General features: G+C 50.3%; 1 protein-coding gene. It reads right to left on the bottom strand.

The window, feature by feature from the left end; genetic code table 11:
• The coding region (locus H8K29_RS17690; RefSeq protein ID WP_186898657.1) for an RHS repeat domain-containing protein at positions 1 to 3,240 on the bottom strand (3,240 nt) is incomplete at both ends.

Below are 3,240 nucleotides of genomic sequence, written 5' to 3'. Positions count from 1 at the left end.
AAACCCAGTTGGATCGGTCAAGTTCGTCGGGTTATTGAGCACATAACTATACCGGTTATAGTTCTGCCCGTTCACCGGATCTTGCACCAACGGATCACCACTGAGGAATTTACCCAGCAAGGGTTCGTACACCCGCCCATTCATGTGCACCAGATCCAGATCATCCAGCATTTCGTGACCAGTGTAGCCTTTGTTGTCAGTTTGACCGTCTAAACTATCCGGTGTCACTGTACCATTCACTGCGCTGCTGTCGAAGGTGCGACGCTTACCCCACGTATCATACGCGAGTTTTTCTTTCAGATTGCCGCTCGCATCGGTAATGCCAACGACACTGCCCAGACGATCCAGGTGGGTCCAGTTGAGTTCGCTGGTGTTGCTGCCCGGCTTGTCGATTTCAACACCAAGCCCATTTGGCCAGTAGGTTTTGATGGTGGTCTGCCCATTTTTAATCTCGACTTCTTGTGCTCCGGCATACACGAGGCTGTTTTCTGAGGTTCCACAGTTGATGTTACTTGTCTTGCATTGGCGCGTGCGCTGATGTTCGGGACCGTATGCAAAGCTGTCATTGATGCTTCCCTTGCTCATGGTGCGCGGCATGTCAAAGCTGGTCCAGCTCATGGTGCGCCCTGCTCCGGCGATCATGTTGCCGTTGTTGTCGTAATCAAAGTTGCCGATACCGGCAATACTTTGTACGGCGTGTGGACGAACGGATGCAGCTCCTTGCGCCGGGTAACTATAAGTTGCGCCATTATTGACATTGCCTTTGCTCAGGAGGCTGCCTGCAGCGCTATAGCTGAACAGTTGTTGTGCTTGTCCGGCGACGGTGCTGCTGTGGACGCGGTTTAATTCGTCATACTCAAACCCTTCGACGAAGCCGTTACCATCCCAATACTGGGTGCGTTGCGATACGCTGCCGAGGTTGTCGTAACTATAGCTTTCGTGTAAGTGAACGACATTGGCATTTGTGGTCAGTTGCCCATCAACCAGGCGCCCGCTATTGGGATCATACTGGCGCAGTTGTTTGAGTCCATTACCAAACCAGGTTTCACTCGTGCGGTTCGCTGCATCTTGTGCTTTGATCTCGATCAGGGCAAGCGGGCCACGCAGAATCTTTGCGAGGTACCCCTGACTGTTGTAGCGAGAATCGTAGGCTTTGATGCTGTCATTATTACGTTGGTATTGCTGGGTACTTAACCGGTTCCAGTCATCGTAGATTTGTGTGCTGGTGTAAATACCATCAACCAGGGTTTGCGCAGTTTTGTTATTTCTGCCCAGATTATCGTAGTAGTGCAGACGACGATAATCTTTTTGCGTCGGCGTGCCGGTGTAGGCTTCGACCAGTTTGCCGATGGCCATGCCTGTGTTGCCTGCGTTATCAAATACCCAGTGACTTTCCAGATCGGGTTCGAAGCGGGCAGTCATGCGGTTCAGATGGTCGAACTCCATACTGGTTGCCGTTTGCAATTGTCGTTGATTCGGACTGGTTTGTTTCCAGGTGCGACCAAGCGCATCAACGTCGTAGTGAATCCAGCCAAGATCAGGGTCTTTCAGATCGGTCTTGCGGCCCAGCAGGTCATATTGCACATTGATCACGTTACCGTCGGGATCAATGGTTTGCAGCAAATTGCCAAAGGCATCGTAACTAAATTGAGTCACCCCTATTTTCGCATCAATGACGGATATCACTTTGCCGAGCGCGTTATGGAGGTCGGTGCGGCTGTACTTTCTGGCGTTGGTGAGGGTGACGTAGTTTCCTTTGTAGTCGGTTGTGGTTAACAACGCAACGCCCTTCGCACCGTAAGTTGTCATCACAGTGACGCGATTGAGTTCATCGTAATCGAGCGTGCGATCCAGATAAACGGGGTCCCCGACATAGTGCGGCTGTTCAACAATGTGAAGGCGTCCTAGCGTGTCGTATCGTTGGTCTTGCACGGTCTGGCGACCGTCAAAGCCCCAACTCTGGGTACGCAGGAGGTGACCAGCATTGTCCTGATAGCTGATCTGTGGCACGGCAATTCGAACACCATTGTGCAAGACGTCGCGTATGTTGGCAACGACAGCACCCTCTGGACATGTACTGTCGCATTGTTTTTGGTAAGAGCGAATTTCATTACTATCCGGCTGCACTTCTTTCACGACGCGGCCAAAGGCGTGCACTTCCCATGTCGTCGTCAACTGATTGGGATCAGTGGCTTTGGTTTTGACACCGGTTGCAGCATCATATTGGTAGGTTGTGGCAAATCCCAGTGCATCTTTGACTGTTATCGGAAAGCGTCCATTGGGATCATAAGTAACATCAGTAACAACCCGGGTCTGCTGACCGGGGGCTCCGTGTGCGGGCGTTGAGATCGGGTTGTACCAAGTCTCGCTCTTTTTATTGACTAAGCCAAAACGATTCCCCGAACGATCATAGTTGGTGACGACCTGCAACAACTGGTTGCCTGGCATTTGTGCTTCAGATTTCAGTAATCCAGTTGAATCATCATAATCGTAGTGATGTTGACGACTGATCGCACCATTGACTGGATCTGTCTTCGTGAGGGTGACACTTTGCGGCTTACCTATCACCCAAGTCGAGTTGTTATTCAAATACGTCGTTACGGTACTGGACTTAAACGTACCACCTTCGCCATCCACTTTAACGTCTTGCTGGTTGAGGTTACCCCAGCCATCGGTATATTGATTGTCGGTCGTTGTCGTGTTGAGATAACTTCCATCGAGGTCATAGGTCACGACGACGCTATGATCCACATAAGGGAAATAAGTCTTTTGACCATTGGCCTGGTTAATGACGACTTGCTTTTGCGTCATCGTACTGCTCGACAACGCAACTGACTGACTGCTACTGGTTATTGCCGTTAAGGGCATGCCAACATACGGCCATGTTTGACTGTAGGTAGTGCTGGTAACAATGTTGCTTTGCTCATCAGTTGATATTACTTTAGCGAAGCCGATTGAACCTCTTCCAGCAACATCAACACCTGCATCTTCATATCGATAGGACACCGTTCGATTAATCGCACTACCATTACTGATGCCATTATTGCGTGTGATGGCGCGGACAATTTTCCCGGGACGGGGTGTCACTCGCTGTGGGTATGTCAATGCACTATTACCAGATTGACTAACAATTCCTTCTACCATTCCATCAACATACTGCACAGTGCTAACTGCACCGACGCCATTGGTTACTTGATGAATGCGATCAAGGGCTTGCCCAGCAACAGCAACATCAATCGG

Origin of the sequence: Undibacterium sp. CY21W, assembly GCF_014284265.1 — a bacterium.
Taxonomy (GTDB): Bacteria; Pseudomonadota; Gammaproteobacteria; order Burkholderiales; family Burkholderiaceae_D; genus Undibacterium; species Undibacterium aquatile.
This window is presented reverse-complemented; position numbering and strand designations above follow the sequence as displayed.